Below are 19818 nucleotides of genomic sequence, written 5' to 3'. Positions count from 1 at the left end.
AGCGACTCTGCTTCGGATAAAGGGGACACGCCATGAGCCTGACAACCGAGCAAGAACGCGCCAGCCACCCCCAAGCCAATGTGTGGGTGGCGGCGTCGGCTGGCACCGGAAAAACCCATGTGCTGACAGCACGCATCTTACGCCTGTTGTTGCACGGGGTGCCGCCCGAACAGCTTTTATGCCTGACCTTCACCAAGGCAGCGGCGGCAGAAATGGCCAATCGCCTGCGCCAGACTTTGGGGGAATGGACACATCTGCCCGACATAAAGCTGGATGCCGCCATTTATCGAAGCTGTGGCGAAAAGGCCGACGCGCCCATGCGTGAAACCGCGCGGCGGCTGTTTGCCCATGTGCTGGATCTGAGCGAAGGTCTGCGTATTCAAACCATCCACGCCTTTTGTCAGGCTCTTTTGGCACGTTTTCCTTTGGAAGCCGGATTGTCCCCACAATTCGAGGTGATGGAAGACAGCCGCGCCCGCGAGCTTTTGGCCCTTGCCCGCGATCAGGTTATTGCCCAAGCCCGCCAGCCCTTGGCCAAACAGCTCAATGCTGCCCTGTCCGCCCTCGCCAATGAGGTGAACGAGCAGGATTTCGATTCATTGATGAACAGCTTGATGGTGGAGCGCCGCCTGCTGCGTGATCTGATTGGCACTTATGGTCTGGACGGGCTATTGGTGGCGGTCCGGCAAGCCTTGGGGGTGGAAGGCTATGACGACCAAGACGCGCTGATCCGGTCTGCCCTTGAAGACGACGCCTTGCCTTTGGCCAATCTCAGGCACTTTATCCGCCTCGTAAAGGAAAAGGGCGGCAAAACCGAGAAAGGCCATCTGCCGGACCTTGAGACCCTGTTGAAAGCCCGACCCTGCGACCGCATCGCCTTGTGGGACAGCTATTGCGCCGTCTTTCTGACACAGAAAGAAGACATCCGTAAAACCAGCCGCTATCCGGTAAAGGCTGTGCGAACCGAATGGCCGGATGTGGCGGATTTTATCAATGAAGAAGGCGCCCGGATTCTTGAAACCCGCAAACAGGTCAAGCTGTTACAAGTGGCGCGCTTTACCGATGCCGCCTTGCGCATCGGTGCGGCTGTTCTCAAAATCTATGACGCGGAAAAGGCCCGCGAAGCTGTGCTGGATTATGATGATCTGATCCTCAGCACCGAACGCTTGCTGCAACAAGAGGGTATTGCCCCGTGGATTTTATATAAGCTGGATGCGGGCATCACCCATGTTCTGGTGGACGAGGCGCAAGATACCAATCCCGAACAATGGTCGGTGATCGAAGCGCTCACCTCGGATTTCTATGCAGGCGATAGCGCCCGCACGCCCAACCGCACGATATTTGCCGTGGGCGACGTGAAGCAATCCATCTATGGATTCCAACGGGCCGATCCGCGCGAATTCATCAAGGCCCGCGACCGGGTGCGCGACAAAGCGACCAAGGCGAAACGCCCCTTCCATACGGTGCCTCTGGACCTGTCCTTCCGGTCGGTGGAAGCGGTTCTGGCTCTTGTGGATGCGGTATTTGCCGACCCTGAAACGGCGGCCGGATTGCGCCTTGATCATGGGGCGATCCGGCATCAGGCCAGCCGCAAAGGCGATGCCGGTTTGGTCGAGCTATGGCCCATCGAACCAAAGCCACCGCGCGAAAAAGAGCTTGATGCGTGGGACGTGCCTTTCCAGCAAGAACCGGATGACGATGCCGAAGCCCGGCTTGCGGTGCGCATCGCAACCCATATCCGCCAGATGCTGGACCGAAAGGAACAGCTCCCCGCCCGCGCCCGCGCCATCCGCCCCGGCGATATTCTGGTGCTGGTGCAAAGGCGCACGGCGTTCGTTGAATATCTGGTGAAAAAATTAAAGCAACTCGATGTGGCCGTTGCCGGATCGGACCGTTTGACCATCACCGACCAGATCGCCGTGCAAGACCTGTTGGCCTGTGCGCGCATGGCCCTGTTGCCGGAAGACGATCTGACCTTGGCCACCGTTTTGAAAGGTCCGTTGGTGGATCTGTCGGAAAATGATCTGTTCAAACTGGCGCATGATCGTGGACAAAAAACCCTATGGGCGGCGTTGGTGGAAAAATCACGAAGCAATCCCGCCTTCGCCCAGGCCCGCGCCGTGATCGACGCCATCCGCAAAAATGCCGATACCATCCCACCTTTTGAATTTTTCTCCCATCTGGCAGGCTTGGGCCGCGCCCGCGAGGCGTTGATCGGCCGAATGGGCTATGAGGTGGTGGACCCTCTGGATGAATTGCTGCGCTTGGCGCAGGATTTTGAAAAGCATCATCCGCCCTCATTACAGCGCTTTTTGCAATGGATCGAACGGGGCGGGGCGGAAATCAAACGCGATCCGGAACAAAAGGGCCGCGATGAAGTGCGAATCATGACCGTGCATGGAGCAAAAGGCCTGCAAGCGCCCATCGTTTATCTGCCCGATTGCTGCCGCCTCCCCAGAAACGATGCGTCTTTGCTGAAAATCGCCCCGGCTGGCGTCACTGCACGTCCTGATCTGCCTTTGCTGATCTGGCGCGGCAATAGTTCCGCTTTGGAGGTCGGACCTGTCAAAGCAGCGCGGGAAGATTTGGCCAGCAAAGCCGATGAGGAATATCGGCGGCTTTTATATGTGGCGCTCACCCGCGCCGAAGACCGGCTTTATGTGGCTGGCTGGGAATCGCGCAACGCAGCCAATAGCACAAGCTGGTACGACATGATCAAGGCAGGGATGGACCGGCTGCCCGGCCTTCTCTCTATTGAGGACGGCCCCGATCGCCAGCTTTTGCGCTATGAACAAGACCAGCGCCGCACCGTCGCCCTTATGCAAAGCACTTCGCCGCGGCCAGACCATGTGGATTGTCCAAGCTGGTTGCACAGCCCGCCACCATTGGAACCGACACCGGCACGGCCCCTTGCTCCATCGCGCCCTGATGGCGATGAGCCAGCCAGTTCCAGCCCGCTCGCTGCCGGTCCAAGCGGCCTTTATCAACGTGGCTTGTTGATCCACCGGCTTTTGGAGCTGTTGCCCGACCTTCCCGCAGACCAGCGAAAGGCCGCGGCAAAACGGTTTTTATCCAAACCCGCCCACGGCCTTGCGCCAGAAATGGTCGACCGCTGGTGGCACGAAGTGGAGGCGATTTTGTCCCATCCCGATTTCTACCCGTTATTTGGGCCGGACAGCGCCGCCGAGGTCCCCTTGGCGGGGCTTGTGGGCGATTTGGCGATTTCCGGACAAATCGATCGCTTGGCCATCACCGAAGACGCGGTATTTCTGGTGGATTACAAAACCAACCGGCCCCCTCCAAAAAATGTCGCCGATGTCAGCCCCGTCTATCTGCGACAAATGGGCCTTTATAAAGCAGCCCTTCAGCGCATTTATCCGGATAAATCCATCCATTGTGCGCTGTTATGGACAGATGTTCCGCATCTGATGACGCTGCCCGAATCCATGCTGGAGACACACAGTTTGGTGAAGCCCGATTGAATTTGCAGGGGGACGGCTTGACCGAACCCATCGGCGTTCTTACCTTGACGCTGAAGACGGCATGAAAGACCGCGCCGCGACGGATCTTCCTGTTCACCCTTATTGCTTACTCAATTTCGCGTTTTACGGAGTCCATGATGGCCACGAAGAAAATTACCGATGCAAGCTTTGAAGCTGATGTGTTGAAATCCGACAAACCTGTCCTGGTGGACTTCTGGGCCGAATGGTGCGGCCCGTGCAAAATGATCGGTCCTTCCCTGGAAGAAATTTCCGGCGAACGTGATGATGTGATCATCGCCAAGATCAATATCGATGAAAATCCAGAAGCCCCCACCCGTTTCGGCGTGCGCGGCATCCCCACCATGATCCTGTTCCGCAATGGCGAAGCGCAGGCAACCAAAGTCGGTGCCCTGCCCAAGCAGCAGATTGCAAGCTGGATCGACGACGCCCTGCTTTAAGCCTTATGCGCATGGCGGCTTAACCGCCGCGCTTATATCTGAAACGCCCGGTCCCATATGGCCGGGCGTTTTTTATGGGCGATAGCAGCCTCACCGATCACATAAGGCAATAAAAAAGGGACGGCCAAAGCCATCCCTTTTCTTTTTGTCGGCTGAAAAGCGCGGTCAGAAGCGCGAGATCAAACGCACATAAGCCATCCGGCCGCGTGGATCATGGGTCCGGCTTTCAAAGCCACCATCGGTGTTCACGAAGGGCGGTGCATTGTCGAACAGATTGATGGCACCCACCGAGAAGCTGGCGCCTTCCATCGGGCCATGCGGACCAAAGCTGAAGCTATATTGCAGATCAACCGTTGTATGGCTTGCCACCTTGGCAAAATCCAGGCCACCCGGACAGGTCAGGCTAACGGGGTCGGACCCGACGAAATCGCTGGGCAGGTCGCCGCCACCGCAATTCTGGTCATCCTTGAAGCTATCCGTATAGCGGACAAAGGCCACCAGATTATGCCCGCCGGTGGAGAAGCCCACATTGGCATTGAAGCGCAATTCCGGAATGGGAGAGGCAAAGTTCTGCGAATTGCGGAAGCCCGCCACATCGATCACATCATTGCCGGTGCCTACAGGCGCTTTATAGCTGTTGATATAGGTCCCTTCGATGCCGGCACGCAGCGTACCAAAGGACATATCATAGGAATATTGCGCCGACGCATCAAAGCCATCGGTCTTGATCCCCACCGCATTGATGAACTGCGAGCTGATGAAGGTCAGGCCACCGGTCGGCCCAAGCGTCACACTCCCATTGGCAATCAACGACGGATCGAAATTGGGGTCCGACGCAATCAATGCCCGACGCGCAATTTCTTCCGGTTGCTCGCGGATGATGATGTCGTCGAAATCGAAGTTCCAATAATCAAAATTCAATTCCAGACCGGCCACCGGCGTTGCGGTGAAGCCAATATTGAAATTGGTCGATTCTTCAGGGCTCAAATCTTCATTGCCCCGTGTGTTGATGGCGATGAAAGGCTGGGCCGTGGGATCGCGCGGATCAATGACCGAGTTCAAAGAGGTCTGGTTGCCGAATTGCTGGAATACCGACGGGGCACGGAAAGACGTGGAATAAGACCCACGTACAGACAGCCAATCCGTTGGGGTGAACAGCAAGGCAACGCGCGGATCAAGGGTATCGCCAATGGCTCCACCATAATCTTCATAGCGCACCGCCGCCGACAGCTCGATCATTTCATGCAGCGGAATATTCACTTCCGAGAAGAAGGCAAACACATCGCGGCTGGCGGTAAAATCATCAATGCCGGCGCTTACGAACAGGAAATTGCCCTTATTGGTATCGTCATCCAGATCATGGGTGAGCCCGTCTTCACGATATTGAAAGCCAAAGGCAACGCCAATGGGCCCGGCTGGCAAATCAAACAGGCTGCCCGCCACCACGGCATCCACCACGGTCAGATCACTTCTGCCATCAAGGGTGATATCGCCGGTGATGAAATCAATCACATCGGCGCTGTTCAAGACAGGCACCAAAACCGGATTGCCCGCATCATCCAGCAATACATTGCCGCTCAAATCTGTCACCGGAACCTGCTGGCCTTCATCAGCCAAGGCCCCGGAACCGAAAGGATTGAAGAAGAAGCAATTGCCGGTGCCCGGCGTATCGGCCGCCGGATTACAGCCCTGCCCCGCCAAACCATTGAGCGCCAAATTGGTTTGCAAAGCCAAACCATCGGAGCTGGTCAGACGATAATCATTCACCGCACGGGTGTAGCTGACATCATAATACCACTGGTCGGTGATATCGCCCTTCACCCCGGCCACAACCCGATAGGTATCATGGCGGAAATTATTGGGATTGGGGCTGTCGGTGAAGAAATCACCGGTGGTCTGCCCAACGCCAGCGCTTCGCCCGATGAACAAAGAGGCTGCCCCCGTAAAGGGATTGAAGGGATTGTTCGGCAGCAAAGCAATGGGAGAGGTGATGGGGAAGTTCGAGGTTTCCCGCTGCGCCCGATTCCGCGAAAATGCGAATTCTCCATAGAATTCAGCCTTTTCGTTGAATTCATGGTTAAGGCTGGCATAGCCTTGCAAGCGGCTTTCGCGGGGCACCAGATTGAAGAACTTGCCGAAATCATATTGGCAGGCCCCCACATCCACCGATTGTCCGGTCAAAGGATCGGTAACACTGGAGAATGCTGGCACCACATCGCTGTCGATGGCTGCCGCTGCCGCGCAATTGGGATCCGGCACCAAAAGCGTGTCAAACCCTGCGGCATCGGTGGCGGCGATCAACTGGCCAAATGCCGATTGCAACGCAGCCTGCTGATCCGGTGCAAGTCCGGCAATATTGAAATTGGCAAGGCTGGGATCAATCAAACCGGGGGAGACGGCCAGAAGCTGCGGCAAAACCGTCCCTGTGAAGGCATCCTGAATACCATCAGCCCCCGACAGGAAAGACGCCGGATTGTTGGGATCGGCAATATCAGGCGATTGGAACTGGAAACCGCCGAAGCTGCCCACCAAAAAGCCATCGCCGAATGGATTGGCAATCACCGGCGTTCCCGCAACCGGGCCAATGCCTTCAAAATTGAACAAGGGCACCGCATTATCGAAACCCGCATTGAAAATATTGGTCAGCGGCGCGAGAGCGGGATTGAGATCGGATCGCGGTGCTGTCAGCGGAATGAAGTTCCCCGGCGTGCTGGTGAGAGTAGAAACGCTCAGGCCATTGGGGCCGATAAAGGCATCGGGGCGCAGATCCCGCTCGCGGGTGGTCAATTGCGAACGGTCCAGATAGCTGGCGGCAACGGTAAGATGGGTGCGGTCATTGCCGCCGCCCCACAGGCCTTCAATCTTGAAATCATTCTGGCTGCTATTGGTATTGCCCTGCCATTCCGCTTTCAGCTCCAATCCTTCAAAATCATCACGGGTGATGAAATTGACCACGCCGGCCACCGCATCGGACCCGTAAATGGCAGCGGCGCCATCCTTGAAAATTTCCGTGCGTTCAAGGGCGATCATGGGGATCAGCGAGGCGGTATCGACGAACAGGATCCCGTCATCGGAAGGCGCGGCAGAATTCACCTGCCGCTTGCCATTCAACAGCACCAATGTGGAGGCAAGCCCAAGGCCGCGCAGATTGATGGATTCCGTACCAGTGGTCAGATTCTGCGTAAAGGCATCAGGATTGTTTTGTGCACCATTATTGATGGTGAGAGTGTTGGTCAAATCGGCAATATCCGCCGCGCCAATATCTTGCAACTGATCCTGACCGATGACCGAAATCGGTGAAGGACGATCTTTTTGCCGGGGCGTGCGGATATAACTCCCCGTTACCGTGATTTCTTCAAGCTCCAGCCCAGAACCGCTGTCCTGTTGCGCCATAACCGGCAAGGCATGAAGCGCAGCGAAAGACAATGAAGCTAAGGCCGTTCCAAATTTCAACGCGGATATGGTTTTCATGATCCCCCCGGCGGGTTGCGATTTCAGTTTGTTCTTTTGGATAGAAAGGAGCCAGCCAATTGGCTGGCTCCTGATATTTTAGAATTTGGTCAAAAGGCGCACATACAGCACCCGACCGCGTGGATCGTGTACGCGGCTGTCAAAGCCGCCATTGGTATTGACCAGCGGCGGTTTTTTGCCGGTGAGATTGATGACCCCCGCCGTCACGCCGATATTTTCGGCGAAATCGACAAGATCACCCAATTGCACCCCATATTGCATATCCACGGTGAACTGGCTGTCCACCCGGCCGTTTTCTTCCACACCGTCGCCCGTGGGGCTGATCTGGTCATCATCATAATCATCGATATAACGACCAACGAGGTAGAAATTATGTGGGCCATTCAAGTAATTGATGCCTGCATTGAAGCGCAATCGCGGCGTGGGATCGCCCACATTGCGGAAATTGCGGCTGCCAACGGCATTAATGGTGGTGCCAAGGGTCGGATCGGTCACATCGTAATTGAAGATATAGGTTCCTTCAAAGAATGGCGAGAAGGTGCCCACATCCGTATCCATGCGATAGCGTGCCTTGAAATCCAAGCCATCGGTTTCAATGCTCGGCGCATTCACGAACTGTGTGTTGACCTGGGACAACAACGGCAAGGCGGCCCCCAAAGGACGCACGAAACGCGTCGGATCCAACAATGCGGGAATCCCTTGCGCCGCTGCATTGTCCAGCAGGGCCTGGGCATTTTCTTTGACGATGGCATCGCGGAATTTGAAATTCCAATAATCGAGATCAATGGTCAGACCTTCGATTGCCGATGGCTCCCATGTGCCGCCCAGATTGAACTGCCGCGAGGTTTCCGGCTTCAGATCGGCATTGCCGGTGGTAAATTCCGCCAAAAACGCCGTATTGCCCAACAAGGGATCATTGAGCTGTGCCAGCGCCACAAACCCTTCGGTGTTTTGCTGGAACAAAGACGGTGAGCGGAAGGATGTGGAATATGTGCCGCGCAAGCTGAGATCAGAACTTGGCGTGACCAGCACCCCCACTTTCGGATCCACCGTATCACCGGCATCTTCGATATCTTCATAGCGCACCGAAGAACTGACTTCCAACCAATTGGTTACCGGCAGGCTGATTTCAGCAAAAGCCGCATAGACATCCCGTTGGCTGTCCCAATCAGCGATGCGTGTGCCGGCACCGGAAACAAACAGGAAATTGCCATTATTGGAATTGCTGTCGGCATCCATGCCAAATTCTTCATGGCGGAACTGACCACCAATGGCCACCCCGATGGGGCCGCCCGGCAAGCGCAGCGTATCACCAAGATCGCCGGAAAGAACCGTATCCACCACCAGCAGATCGGAATCCATATCCAGAAGATTACGTCCGAGAACGAAATCGAAAATCTCGTCGCTATTGGCGACAGGAACCGGAAGCCCGGTGGTGGGATTGATCACCGTGGCCCCTTCGGGCGCGGTGAAGGATGATGCGAAGGGATTGAAGAACTGGCAGTTACCAACGCCCGGCGTACCGGTGAGCTGATCGCAATTTTCCCCGCCAAGGCCATTCAAGCAAAGAAGAATTCACTGGCCAGCGTATCTTGTGCCGACAAGGTGAAATCATTTTGGGCCGCCACCACATCCGTATCCAAACGCCATGTGTCGTCGATATCCCATGTCAGACCTGCCGCAACGCGGTAGGTGTCGGAATCATGGGTACTGTCGGCAGGCTCGCCCTGACCAAGCGGACGCACCAATGCAATGGCATCAACACCAAAGGGGTTGAACGGATTGGGCGGCGTACTGCGCGGATTGTTCGGATCACCGAAGGTGCCCGGCTCAAAAGACCCGAAAAATCCCGGAATCAATTGCGGTGTCAGATTTGGGAAGGTGGGCGTATTGCCACGCGTAGCCCGATTGCGGGCAAAAGAAATTTCCGTGAAAAATTCAAGATCGTCGGTGATGGAATACCCGACTTTGGCAAAGCCTTGCAGACGGTTTTCATCCGGAACCAGATTGAAGAAATCACCGAAATCCAGTTGGCAAAAACCAACAACTCCGGCGGGAATGCCAAAAGCAGGCACCGCATCAGGCGCAATGGAATTGGGATTGGCAGCACAGCCCGGATCAGCAAAGGCCGGGGTTTGGCCCGCACCCACAAGACCATTGAAAATGGCTCCGGCCAGCGGATCAGGCGGCGGTGCCGTCAGGATGAACGTCCCCGGCTGACCGATAGAGCTGACATCAGGACCACCAAAGGGGCTGAGACGTCTTTCCTGAGTGGTCAGCGGCGAGCGGTCCAGATAGCTGATGGCGGCAACGGCATAGCCGCGATCAAACTGAACGCCACCCATGGCTTCCACTTTCAGATCTCTCTGGCTGCCTTCATCCTGAACGCCTTGATATTCGGCGCGAATTTCAAACCCTTCAAAGCGATCGCGGGTGATGAAGTTCACAACGCCCGCCACGGCATCGGAGCCATAAAGGGTCGCCGCACCATCCTTCAGGATCTCCATCCGCTCGAGCGCGATCATCGGAATGAGCGAAGACGTATCGACAAAGCTCACACCATCATCCGTCGTGGCCCCACTGACCACCTGCCGGCGACCATTCAGCAAAACGAGGGTCGAGGCCACACCGAGACCACGCAAATTGATATTGCTGGTGCCGGTGGAAAAATTCTGGGTAAAGGCATCGGGATTGTTCTGCGACCCGGTATTGATCGTCAGTGTCTGGGTGATCCCGGCCAAACTGGTGGCACCGATCTGGTCGATATCGTCACTGCCGATAACCGAAATCGGGGATGCCTGGCTGGTTTGCGATGACCGGCGGATATAACTGCCGGTAACAACGATCTCTTCAACTTCGTTGACACTCTCGTCCTGCTGCTGCGCCTGCGCGGACATATTCCATGCCGTTAGCAGACATGCGGATGTCGCAAGTGCACTGGTCGCCTTTAACAGGCTTTTTGCGTCGATCATGATACCTCCCACAAATGGTACGCTACCTCATCATCGGGCATTACGGACAATGCACGATGATCGGAATTTTTTGATATTCTGGTGCGAGATTGATTGACTGAGCGAAGTCCGTCAAGTGGCTCTACGCAAGGGATTGGCGGTAGTTGTTCGTTTGCAACACCTGCCAAAACAGGCAAGTCGGATAGATTTTCCTATATCCTCGGCTCAGAATCGTTCTGAATCGGGGCTCTTTTTTCAAGTGAGGATTGCCACCATGACCGACCAGACAAGCGGACGATTGCTAGGTAAAACGGCCTTGATTACCGGGGCCGGAGCCGGTCTGGGCCGCGCAATCGCACTGATCTTCGCCCAACAGGGGGCCAAAGTCATTTGCACGGACATCAATGAGGAAAGCGCCAGAATAGTGGCCCAAGAGATTGGCCCCAATGCCTTGGCTCTTCACCATGATGTCACCAATGAAGCGCAGTGGACAGAAGTGGTTGCACAAAGTTGCGCCCATTTTGGCGGACTTGACATTCTCGTGAACAATGCCGGGATCGGCAGTATGGGATCCGTAGAAAGCACCAGCACCGAAGACTGGCGGCATATGCACGCTGTAGATCTGGATAGTGTTTTCTTTGGTTGTCGCGCCGCCATGGCCGCATTGAAGAACAGCGAAAGCGCGGCCATCGTCAATATCAGCTCGGTTGCGGGGCTGATCGCCGATGGCAATCTGGCCGCTTATTGCTCGGCAAAAGCAGCGGTGCGGCACTTCAGCAAATCGGTGGCCCTGCACTGCGCCCATAACAAATACCCGATTCGCTGCAACTCGGTGCATCCGGCCTTTATCGACACCGCTATTCTCGATGACGTGGTACCCGGCATGCCGCGCGATATTCTGGTGGAAAAGCTGGCAAGACAAAATCCCATGAAGCGTTTGGGCGACCCCAATGATGTGGCCTATGCCGTGTTATATCTGGCCAGCGATGAAGCGAAATTCGTCAATGGCGCAGAACTGGCCATCGATGGAGGATTAAGCGCCCAATAAGCGCAAGAACCACGCCGCGCTTATCCAAAAACATGTGAAAACGGGATGAGAAATGAAGTGGTGCCCAGGGGCGGAATCGAACCACCGACACTGCGATTTTCAGTCGCATGCTCTACCAACTGAGCTACCTGGGCACTGGCTTTAACAGCCCAAACATGGCGTGCGCCACGCTTGTGGGGGCTGCTTATAAGCAATCAATCGGACCCTGTCCAGAGGCTCTGGAAAGAATTCTTTTCTTCATCCAGATCTGCACCACCAAACGGCCTTTCGCCCGGCAAAACATAGGCCTCTCCAAACCAGCGGGCCAAATCCAGTTTGCTACATCTATCGGAGCAAAACGGCCGATAGGCCTCTGCGACAGGTTTTTTGCACATGGGGCAGCGCGGTTTTTTACCGGCCGGGGATTTTCCGCTCATGAGCGCGGCTCCTTGATCATCATTCAGCCAATCCAGCATTGCCCGTCATCGGGGGACAGATCGGCACGGTCTTTTAAATCTACGGACCGGGCGGTGCGCTGGGCCAGCAATGCAAGCCACTCCCCCGCCCGCAGTTTCTCCGCCAACGCCGGCGCGGCGGCCAGATGCAGCGTCCCGGGCCGTTGGTCCATAATAGCCGTCCGTTCGGCGCGCCGCAGCAAATCATGCAGCTATTTTCCAGCTTTGGCAAGGAAACGGATTTTGCCACCATCTGATCGCGCACGGAAAGCCCCGTCCGCTTTCGGGTAATGGAAAGCACCCCGTGATGATTGATCTTCGACCGGCGGATGGGCGCGGGATCCGCCTTGAAACCGGCATCAAGCGCTGAAAGCACCGCCTCGCGGTCATCATGCTTGGCCATATCGATGAAATCCACCAGCACCAGCCCGCCGATATTGGCACGGCGCAACAGCAGGGCAATGGCCGTGGCGGCCTCCAGATTGACCATGCGCGCCACCCGCGCTACCGAACGGCCTGTGCAGGCAGCCCCCGCATCCACATCGATCACCATTGCAGCACGGGTATCTTCAAAGCTGATGCGCCCGCCAGACGGCAAAGCAATCTCGCCTTTGGCGATCTCATCCAACGCATCTTCAACGCCATAGCGCTCAAACAGCGCCCCATCCCCCATATCGCACAGCAACAGGGGCTCTAGATCGGGCCAAGTTTTTGTAAGAGACATGGCTTCCGCCAAGGTTGCCCGGTCCGAGCAACGGATCGCCCCCAGCCCCACCGGCGCATCGCGCAAACTGCGCCTTAAAAGATCCGGGCCGGGCAAAAGAATGCGCACCCCGCTGCCCGCGGCCCTGATTGCCCGCAACTGGCCCAGAAGCCTCGATGCTTCCGACAGCACCACATCATCATCCACAAGAAAAGCCGGCGCATGAACCCGCACACCGCACGCCTTCAAAATCGGCGCCAAGGCTTCGCTCAACCGTGCTTGCGCGCGCTTATCTGCCCCTTCATCATCGAAGGACAGCCCGGCTTGCGACGGGATCAGCGTGATATAACGGCCTTTGCGGTGAAGATCGGCCGACACCGTCCAGCTTTTGCCCTGCTCAGACGGCGGCACCATAAGCTGAACCGGCACGCTTTGGCCTTCATGTATCCCGCCATCCAGGCGGGCAGGAACCGGCGCACCGCGCTCTCTGGGGGCATGTCGGCGGGTCATGAACCCTTCAACGCCCCCCCCCAGATCAAGAAAAGCGCCGTCAAATTCCGGGGCCAACCGGATCACCCGGGCCATATTGATGCTTTCCACCCAATGCGCAACACCGCGCATCAAAGACAGCTCATACGGTTTTTGCTCATCGACCAGCGCCACGCGATATTCCGAAACGCTGTTTTCAATGAGCAAATCAGCCATCCGAACAAGCCCATCCTTTAAGCAGCGGATAGCCCTGCCCTTGAAGCATCTGCGACACATCAAACAATGGCAGACCCACCACCGTGCTATAGGAGCCGGATATCCGGCGTACAAAGGCCGCAGCATAGCCCTGAAGGGCATAGCCGCCCGCCTTGCCATGCCAGTCGCCACTGTCCAGATAGGCACGGCGTTCGTCCGCCGACAGCCGTTTGAAGATCACCACGGTATCCACCTGGCGTTCCAGACACCGGCCATCAGGGCAAACAAGAGCCACACCGCAGGTTACCCGGTGCCGCCGCCCCGACAAGATTGCCAGACAATCATCGGCTGTTTGACGGTCCAGCGCTTTGGGTAAAATACGCCGCCCCACCGACACCACCGTATCAGCAGCAAGGATAAAGCAATCCGGATGGTCCTTGGCCACATGCCGGGCCTTTTCAAAGGCCATCCGCCGCGCATAGGGACGCGGTTGCTCGGCTTTGTGCACCTGTTCATCGATATCGGCAGGAACCACCGCATCGGGATGCACACCGATCTGATCGAGAAGCGCCACACGACGCGGCGACGCCGATGCAAGAATCAAACGCGCCCCATGGCCATTTCGGGGCAGCGCAGACGACCTATGGGGGCGGGAAGCCACACCCTCAGCCTTATTTAAAGCGATAGGTGATTCGGCCTTTGGTCAAATCATAAGGCGTCAGTTCCACCAACACCTCATCACCGGCAAGAACACGAATGCGGTTTTTGCGCATTTTTCCGGCCGTATGTCCGAGCACTTCATGCCCATTTTCAAGCGTCACGCGGAACATGGCGTTCGGAAGCAATTCCGTTACCGTGCCGCGCATTTCCAAAATTTCTTCTTTCGCCATGTTTGTTCGAATTTCTTTTCATCTGAGACAAGGAATTTGCGCCATAAATGAGTGAGACGGCGACGAAATGCAAGCGTCACACGCTTTATGGGCGATGAAAGTACTTAAAGATGCCCCGGCGCGGCCTCTTTAAACCGTGTTTCGATGCGCGTTATCAGGCCATCACGCAAGCCCCGATAAGCATCCAGACGCTGATCACGATTGCCTTCCACAAGGGTGGGGTCGACCGTGGGCCAATATTCCGCCAGACAGGTGCCGTCCCGCGTCAGCTCCATTGCCCGATGATGGGCTTCCGGGGTCAGCGAAACAACCAGATCCACCGCAAGGTCTGGTAAACCCGCTAGGCTCTGCGGTTCATGATCCGATAAATCAATGCCGACTTCATCCATCACTGCCACCGAAAACGGATCCAGAAACCCCGCCTCCAGCCCCGCCGAAGACACCGCAATCCGGTGCCGGGAATGGCGATAAAGCAAGGCCTGCGCCATGGGAGATCGCACCGCATTGCGATTGCATAAAAACAAAACGCTGCGCGGGGAATCGCGCTGTATGGCATCGGCTTTGGACGGGGATGAAACCATGCCCTATCCTCGAATATGCAAAACGCAAATCAGGGTAAATAGGCGTCGGGCCGTATTTTGATCCACCCGTACCTTATCGTGCAAGCGCTCCATCAAAAGGGCCGAGCATCATTGTGCAAGCCGCGTCGCCCCATATCGATGGCTTCAATCTGCGACGTACTGGCGGTTTTGATGGCCTGGAAATACGAATCGCAAACGGTGAAATAATCCCGGATGATCCGACGGAACGGGGTGAGCGGCAGACGAAACGACTCGAGGAAATTTCCCGCTTCATCGGACAGTTCAAACAATAACCGCCCTTCTTCCACCCGCAAATGCAACCGGAACGGCCCTTCATAATCATTGGGCAGTGCGATCACCGGATCGAAATGATTGTGCTCCAGCAGGTCAAAAATGGCCACTCGTCGCTCATGGTCCACATCATTGCTCCAGCGCACAATGGTGGATTCATCAAGAGTCACGTCGATCAGACGACGGGATGTTTCGCCATTTTTTTCAGTCATTGATGATCCTGCTTGCGACTGTCTTCACCGCCGGCCCCCCGGTCAAGGCGGATGGAAACCGACTGTGCGTGAGCCCCCAACCCTTCCGCGCGGGCAAGGCGAACCGCCGCGGGGCCAATGCGCGTCAAACTATCACCGTCACAGCCAATGAACGTGGTACGCTTCATGAAATCAAGCACCGATAATCCGCTTGAAAAACGGGCCGCACGGGATGTAGGCAGCACATGGTTGGGGCCAGCCACATAATCCCCCACCGCTTCCGGTGTATATCGCCCTAAAAACACGGCGCCTGCATGGCGAATACGGGCGAACAAAACATCGGGGTCCGCCACCGCCAGTTCCAGATGTTCCGGTGCCAGCCGGTCCACAAGGGCGGGGGCCTGCATAAGATCATCCAGCACAATCATCGCCCCATAATCGCGCCAGCTTGCCGAAGCGATATCCCGACGATCCAAAGACATCAATTGCTGCTCGATTTCATCGGCCACAGCGCTGGCGAAAGCGGCATCGTCCGTAATCAGGATCGACTGCGCCACCGCATCATGTTCTGCCTGGCTCAACAGATCAGCGGCGATCCAGGCCGGATCATTATCGCCATCAGCCACCACCAGAATTTCCGATGGCCCGGCAATGGTATCGATGCCCACCCGGCCAAAGACCTGCCGTTTCGCTTCCGCCACATAGGCATTGCCCGGCCCGACAATCTTATCCACCGGCGCCAGACTTTCGGTCCCATAAGCCAAAGCCGCCACCGCCTGTGCGCCGCCAATGCGATAAAGTTCATCCACACCAGCCAGATCCGCCGCGGCAAGAACCAAAGGATTGATCACCCCGTCCGGTGTTGGAACCACCATCACAAGGCGCTCAACGCCCGCCACTTTTGCCGGCAAAGCATTCATCAAAACAGAGGATGGATAGCTGGCCATGCCGCCCGGCACATAAAGCCCCGCCGCATCAATGGCAGACCAGCGCACGCCCAATCTGACCCCCGCATCATCTATATAGCTGTGGTCTTGCGGTTTTTGATGGGCATGGAACGCCTTGATCCGCTTGGCCGCCAGTGCCAGCGCATCCAATGTTTCCCTGTCGCATTTGGCCCGCGCCTGTGCAATTTCAGCCGCATCGATACGCAGATCGCCCGCCGAAATATCCAGCCGATCAAACCGGGCCGTATATTCCAGCACCGCCGCATCTCCGCGCCGCGCCACATCGCTCAGGATGCCATCCACCACATCGCGGACCGAATGTGCTTCATCGCGCTTCTGGTTCAAAAGCGCTTCAAACTGCCGATCGAAATCAGGGTCCGTACGGATGAGTTCACGCGGCATCGGCGGCCCCCAAGGCATTCTGGAACCGTTCGACCCAGCCGCCCACCTGATCGGGATAGGTTTTAAAGGCCGCCCTGTTCACAATCAGCCGCGAGGTGATCTGCGTCAGCACCGCCACTTCGCGCAGGCCATTGGCGCGCAAGGTAGAGCCGGTGGACACCAAATCAACGATCCGCGGGCACAAGCCAAGGGCCGGGGCCAATTCCATCGCCCCGTTCAGCTTCACACATTCCGCCTGCACCCCACGGGCCGCGAAATAACGGCCGGTAAGATTTGGATATTTGGTCGCCACCCGCACATGGGACCAGCTTTGGGGGTCATCCTCACGGGCCAGATCTTCCGGCTCGGCCAGCGACAAGCGGCAATGGCCGATCTTCAGATCAAGCGGCGCATAGATTTCGGGATAATCGAATTCCATCAACACATCATTGCCGGCAATCCCCAAATGTGCCGCACCAAAAGCAACAAAGGTGGCCACATCAAAGGCCCGCACACGGATGATTCGCAAACCGGGTATGTTTGTATCGAATTGCAGTTTTCGACTGCCCGGATCATCAAAAGCGGCTTCCGGCTCGATCCCGGCAGCCCGCACCAATGGCATGGCCTCTTGCAGAATACGCCCCTTGGGCAAAGCCAAAACCAGATCGGACTGTGGTTGATCAGCCGAAATCAATTCAGATTGTGCGGGCGGTACAGATGCCATGGGCGCTCTCCATCAAAGGGTGAGGCTTTTTACCTTGCACCGCACAAAAGGTCCATGGCCAGCCAAAAAAACGGGGTCAATCCACCGCATGGGATGGGGTGCGAAGGGCCGTCCACGCATCGGACAGATCTTGCAGCACCACTTCGATGCATTCCGCATCCAACCGAATCGTGCCACCCCCTGCGAAAACAAGCTCTATGGTAGCAGCCCCGTCTTCGCCCATCTTGGTATCGATGGCCAGCAATTCCACCACTTTTTGTTTGTCGCCAAGGGAAAGATTGCGGAACTGCGCCCGCAAGATCCCGTCGAAATGCAGCCCGGCCCGCACCCTTTCGCCGCGCGCCTTGCGCCGAGGGGCATCTTTGGCAACTTTTTCCCAGCGGAACCGGTTGGCCACCACCGCAAAGCGGTGTGCTTCAGGCAGCCACGCCATATCGTCGATCCGCAAAGCACTGTCTTGCAAAACCGCGGAAATAACCGAAAGATCATCTGCGCTGCGGGCAATAAGTTTGAGTTTTTCTGTCATAAGGCAACTTTGGGCAAAAGAACGAAAAATCTCAAGCGGCAACACGCGCCACATCGGCACCAAGTCCCAAAAGCTTTTCTTCCAGCCGCTCATAACCGCGATCCAGATGATAAAGTCGGTGTACTTCCGTTACACCACGGGCCGCCAAGCCTGCCAAAGCCAATCCCATGCTGGCCCGCAAATCCGTTGCCATCACCGGCGCCCCTGTCAGCGATCCCACGCCGCGAATCCGGGCGGTAGAGCCGGACACCGAAATATCGGCCCCCATCCGCGCCAGTTCCTGCACATGCATGAAGCGGTTTTCAAAGATCGCTTCGGTGATGACCGATTCGCCTTCGGCCAAGGTCATCAGCGCCATCAACTGGGCCTGCATATCGGTGGGGAAACCCGGATAAGGATGGGTGGTGCATGTCACAGGGCGCAGCGGTCCTTCCCGCGAAACAATCAAACCCGCATCGCACTCGGCAATATCAACACCGGCTTCCTTCAAAATATCGCACAAGGCCTGCATGGATGCGGGCTCGGCCCCCGCCAAGGTCACACGGCCCCCGGTAATGGCAGCCGCCACCGCATAAGACCCGGCTTCGATCCGGTCCGCCATGCAGCGATGGGTGGCCCCTGAAAGGCTGGCTTGCCCCATGATCCGGATGCGCGGGGTGCCCAAGCCTTCGATGGGCGCCCCCATGGCCTTCAAGCACTCTCCCAGATCAACGATTTCCGGCTCGCAAGCGGCATTTTCCAGCACGGTTTCGCCATTGGCCAAACAGGCCGCCATCATCAGATTTTCCGTCGCCCCTACCGATATTTTGGAGAAAGCCACACGGCCACCGCGCAAACCACCGCGCGGAGCGCGGGCGGTCACATAGCCTTCATTCAATTCAATTTCGGCACCCAGCGCCTTTAGCCCGTCCAAATGCAGATCAATGGGACGGGTGCCAATGGCGCACCCGCCGGGCAAGGACACCCGGGCCAAACCTTCGCGGGCAAGAATCGGCCCCAGAACCAGAATCGAGGCGCGCATCTTGCGCACAATATCATAAGGGGCGGTGGTATCGGTGATATGCGGAGCTTCCAGCGCCAGAATCCGCCCATAGGGACGGCCATTGCCCATCGCCCCTTCGATGGTCACGGATGCACCATGATGGTTCAAAAGATCGCCCATGGTGGCCAGATCCGCCAGCCGGGGAAGATTGGACAAGCGCAGGCGCGCATCGGTTAAAAGGCTGGCCGCCATCAAGGGCAGCGCCGCATTTTTCGCGCCTGAAATCTGGACCGTTCCCGACAGCTTCTGGCCGCCACGCACTATGAGTTTATCCATAAGGGCGATAGTATCCTTTCATAGGGAGACGCAGCGAATGCCACGCCCGATGCCCTTTGTATATCGCCTTAGATGGGCACAGGCATGGCCAGAAAAAGGTGAGAGAAAGGCCGCTTTCAAAGCTTGGGCAAAGTCACGCCGCGCTGGCCCTGATATTTCCCCAACCGATCCGCATAGGTCACCTCGCACGGCTCGTTGCCTTGCAAAAACAGGAATTGGCACGCCCCTTCATTGGCATAAACCTTGGCGGGCAGCGGTGTGGTATTGGAAAATTCCAGCGTTACATGGCCTTCCCAGCCCGGCTCCAAAGGGGTCACATTGACGATGATCCCGCAACGGGCATAGGTGGATTTACCAAGGCAGATCACCAAAACATCCTTGGGGATGCGGAAATATTCCACCGTGCGGGCCAGCGCAAAGGAATTGGGGGGAATGATGCACACATCAGTGGTGCGATCCACAAAGCTGTGGGGCGAGAAATCCTTGGGGTCCACCAAAGCATTATCCACATTGGTGAAAATCTTGAACTCGTTGGATACCCGCGCATCATAGCCATAGGAGCTCAGGCCATAAGAAATCGTCCCCTCACGGCGCTGACGATCTTCGAACGGCTCGATCATGGCCTCAGAAACGCTTTTCTCACGAATCCAGCGGTCGGACATGATGGACATCAGCGCGGGCTCCCATATGGTTTTCAATCTTTATAAAGGCCGCTTTTAAGCCAGCAAAAGCACGGCG

Annotated in this window: 16 protein-coding genes, 1 tRNA gene and 1 pseudogene; 3 read left to right on the top strand and 15 right to left on the bottom strand. The window is 56.7% G+C overall.

Annotation, left to right across the window (positions count from 1 at the left end):
* Positions 1-32: 32 nt before the first annotated feature.
* Positions 33-3482 carry a double-strand break repair helicase AddA gene (gene addA, locus JCM17844_RS06005; protein WP_150000109.1) on the top strand — a complete coding sequence of 1150 codons (3450 nt, stop codon included), beginning with the start codon at positions 33-35 and terminating at the stop codon, positions 3480-3482.
* Between the two features lie 137 nt (positions 3483-3619).
* Positions 3620-3940: a thioredoxin gene (trxA, locus tag JCM17844_RS06000; RefSeq protein WP_150000108.1), complete on the top strand. Its 321-nt coding sequence runs from the start codon at positions 3620-3622 to the stop codon at positions 3938-3940.
* A 165-nt stretch (positions 3941-4105) separates the two neighbouring features.
* Here the strand turns inward: trxA and JCM17844_RS05995 are convergent, their stop codons facing one another.
* From JCM17844_RS05995 to JCM17844_RS05985, 3 genes are all read right to left on the bottom strand, one after another.
* Positions 4106-7411 (bottom strand): TonB-dependent receptor domain-containing protein, encoded by a 3306-nt coding sequence (locus JCM17844_RS05995; RefSeq protein ID WP_150000107.1) that lies wholly within the window; start codon positions 7409-7411, stop codon positions 4106-4108.
* Between the two features lie 78 nt (positions 7412-7489).
* Positions 7490-8974 carry a TonB-dependent receptor plug domain-containing protein gene (locus JCM17844_RS05990; protein ID WP_150000106.1) on the bottom strand — a complete coding sequence of 495 codons (1485 nt, stop codon included), beginning with the start codon at positions 8972-8974 and terminating at the stop codon, positions 7490-7492.
* Positions 8971-10383: a TonB-dependent receptor plug domain-containing protein gene (locus JCM17844_RS05985; protein WP_150000105.1), complete on the bottom strand. Its 1413-nt coding sequence runs from the start codon at positions 10381-10383 to the stop codon at positions 8971-8973. Before JCM17844_RS05985 ends, JCM17844_RS05990 begins: the two co-directional genes overlap by 4 nt.
* A 253-nt stretch (positions 10384-10636) precedes the next feature.
* On the opposite strand from JCM17844_RS05985, the gene JCM17844_RS05980 reads away from it, so the two are divergent.
* On the top strand, positions 10637-11410 hold the full coding sequence (locus JCM17844_RS05980) for a glucose 1-dehydrogenase (RefSeq protein WP_150000104.1): 774 nt from the start codon (positions 10637-10639) through the stop codon (positions 11408-11410).
* A 58-nt stretch (positions 11411-11468) separates the two neighbouring features.
* Here the strand turns inward: JCM17844_RS05980 and JCM17844_RS05975 are convergent.
* From JCM17844_RS05975 to dcd, 12 genes and pseudogenes are all read right to left on the bottom strand, one after another.
* Positions 11469-11544 (bottom strand) — tRNA-Phe (locus JCM17844_RS05975).
* Positions 11545-11604: 60 nt separating this feature from the next.
* Positions 11605-11784 (bottom strand): DNA gyrase inhibitor YacG, encoded by a 180-nt coding sequence (locus JCM17844_RS17180; RefSeq protein ID WP_371864743.1) that lies wholly within the window; start codon positions 11782-11784, stop codon positions 11605-11607.
* 121 nt (positions 11785-11905) lie between these two features.
* Positions 11906-13252 carry a ribonuclease E/G gene (locus JCM17844_RS05965; protein WP_210431461.1) on the bottom strand — a complete coding sequence of 449 codons (1347 nt, stop codon included), beginning with the start codon at positions 13250-13252 and terminating at the stop codon, positions 11906-11908.
* A complete protein-coding gene (locus JCM17844_RS05960) occupies positions 13245-13892 on the bottom strand; it encodes a Maf family protein (protein ID WP_150000101.1) in 648 nt (215 codons plus the stop codon). The genes JCM17844_RS05965 and JCM17844_RS05960 overlap by 8 nt, the downstream gene beginning before the upstream one ends.
* A 10-nt stretch (positions 13893-13902) precedes the next feature.
* A complete protein-coding gene (infA, locus tag JCM17844_RS05955; RefSeq protein ID WP_150000100.1) occupies positions 13903-14121 on the bottom strand; it encodes a translation initiation factor IF-1 in 219 nt (72 codons plus the stop codon).
* Positions 14122-14225: 104 nt separating this feature from the next.
* Positions 14226-14702, bottom strand: coding sequence for an arsenate reductase/protein-tyrosine-phosphatase family protein (locus JCM17844_RS05950; RefSeq protein WP_150000099.1), 477 nt, complete (start codon positions 14700-14702; stop codon positions 14226-14228).
* A gap of 3 nt (positions 14703-14705) precedes the next feature.
* Positions 14706-15205: pseudogene (locus JCM17844_RS05945) on the bottom strand (UPF0262 family protein).
* Positions 15202-16533 (bottom strand): histidinol dehydrogenase, encoded by a 1332-nt coding sequence (hisD, locus tag JCM17844_RS05940; protein WP_150000098.1) that lies wholly within the window; start codon positions 16531-16533, stop codon positions 15202-15204. The pseudogene JCM17844_RS05945 and the gene hisD overlap by 4 nt, the downstream one beginning before the upstream one ends.
* Positions 16523-17236 carry an ATP phosphoribosyltransferase gene (gene hisG, locus JCM17844_RS05935; RefSeq protein ID WP_150000097.1) on the bottom strand — a complete coding sequence of 238 codons (714 nt, stop codon included), beginning with the start codon at positions 17234-17236 and terminating at the stop codon, positions 16523-16525. Before hisG ends, hisD begins: the two co-directional genes overlap by 11 nt.
* Positions 17237-17312: 76 nt before the next feature.
* Entirely contained in the window at positions 17313-17762 is a 450-nt protein-coding gene (locus JCM17844_RS05930; RefSeq protein ID WP_150000096.1) for a DUF2948 family protein, read from the bottom strand.
* 31 nt (positions 17763-17793) lie between these two features.
* Complete coding sequence (gene murA, locus JCM17844_RS05925; RefSeq protein ID WP_150000095.1) at positions 17794-19080, bottom strand: UDP-N-acetylglucosamine 1-carboxyvinyltransferase; 1287 nt, start codon at positions 19078-19080, stop codon at positions 17794-17796.
* Positions 19081-19196: 116 nt separating this feature from the next.
* Positions 19197-19751 carry a dCTP deaminase gene (gene dcd, locus JCM17844_RS05920; RefSeq protein WP_150000094.1) on the bottom strand — a complete coding sequence of 185 codons (555 nt, stop codon included), beginning with the start codon at positions 19749-19751 and terminating at the stop codon, positions 19197-19199.
* Positions 19752-19818 lie beyond the last annotated feature (67 nt).

This window comes from Iodidimonas gelatinilytica, from assembly GCF_008579125.1.
GTDB lineage: Bacteria > Pseudomonadota > Alphaproteobacteria > Sphingomonadales > Rhodothalassiaceae > Iodidimonas > Iodidimonas muriae.
The sequence above is the reverse complement of the archived record's forward strand: the minus strand, read 5'-3'. Positions and strand labels throughout refer to the sequence as shown.

Bases quoted from the DNA above. Each gene is read 5' to 3' on its own strand.
- addA (WP_150000109.1), top strand. From the start codon at position 33: ATGAGCCTGACAACCGAGCAAGAACGCGCCAGCCACCCCCAAGCCAAT.
- trxA (WP_150000108.1), top strand. From the start codon at position 3,620: ATGGCCACGAAGAAAATTACCGATGCAAGCTTTGAAGCTGATGTGTTG.
- JCM17844_RS05995 (WP_150000107.1), bottom strand. From the start codon at position 7,411: ATGAAAACCATATCCGCGTTGAAATTTGGAACGGCCTTAGCTTCATTG.
- JCM17844_RS05985 (WP_150000105.1), bottom strand. From the start codon at position 10,383: ATGATCGACGCAAAAAGCCTGTTAAAGGCGACCAGTGCACTTGCGACA.
- JCM17844_RS05980 (WP_150000104.1), top strand. From the start codon at position 10,637: ATGACCGACCAGACAAGCGGACGATTGCTAGGTAAAACGGCCTTGATT.
- JCM17844_RS17180 (WP_371864743.1), bottom strand. From the start codon at position 11,784: ATGTGCAAAAAACCTGTCGCAGAGGCCTATCGGCCGTTTTGCTCCGAT.
- JCM17844_RS05965 (WP_210431461.1), bottom strand. From the start codon at position 13,252: ATGGCTGATTTGCTCATTGAAAACAGCGTTTCGGAATATCGCGTGGCG.
- infA (WP_150000100.1), bottom strand. From the start codon at position 14,121: ATGGCGAAAGAAGAAATTTTGGAAATGCGCGGCACGGTAACGGAATTG.
- JCM17844_RS05950 (WP_150000099.1), bottom strand. From the start codon at position 14,702: ATGGTTTCATCCCCGTCCAAAGCCGATGCCATACAGCGCGATTCCCCG.
- hisD (WP_150000098.1), bottom strand. From the start codon at position 16,533: ATGCCGCGTGAACTCATCCGTACGGACCCTGATTTCGATCGGCAGTTT.
- hisG (WP_150000097.1), bottom strand. From the start codon at position 17,236: ATGGCATCTGTACCGCCCGCACAATCTGAATTGATTTCGGCTGATCAA.
- JCM17844_RS05930 (WP_150000096.1), bottom strand. From the start codon at position 17,762: ATGACAGAAAAACTCAAACTTATTGCCCGCAGCGCAGATGATCTTTCG.
- murA (WP_150000095.1), bottom strand. From the start codon at position 19,080: ATGGATAAACTCATAGTGCGTGGCGGCCAGAAGCTGTCGGGAACGGTC.
- dcd (WP_150000094.1), bottom strand. From the start codon at position 19,751: ATGTCCATCATGTCCGACCGCTGGATTCGTGAGAAAAGCGTTTCTGAG.